Origin of the sequence: Candidatus Regiella insecticola LSR1, from assembly GCF_000143625.1 — a bacterium.
Lineage (GTDB): Bacteria > Pseudomonadota > Gammaproteobacteria > Enterobacterales > Enterobacteriaceae > Regiella > Regiella insecticola.
In genome coordinates, this window is sequence record NZ_GL379681.1 from 1 (window position 1) to 253 (window position 253).

Here is a 253-nt window from a genome sequence, read left to right on the forward strand (position 1 = left end):
ACTATCAGCGAAATCAGCACGCAGTGTACCGGGTAGAGCCTGCTCCGGATCAGTCGCCCCCATGATGTCACGATGACGTTGTACTGCATTTTCAGCTTCCAGCACCTGTACCATTATCGATCCTGAAGTCATAAAGGCAATCAACGCAGCAAAAAATGGGCGATCTTTGTGTTCCGCGTAAAAACCTTCAGCCTGCTCTTTATTTAAATGCATTTTTTTTGTCTGCAACAATTTTAAATCCCGCCGCTTCAAA

At 45.5% G+C, this 253-nt stretch carries 1 pseudogene; it reads right to left on the minus strand.

Going from position 1 to position 253, the window contains the following annotated elements:
• Positions 1-253 (minus strand): annotated as a pseudogene (locus REG_RS09415) (nucleoside-diphosphate kinase); the annotation flags it as partial.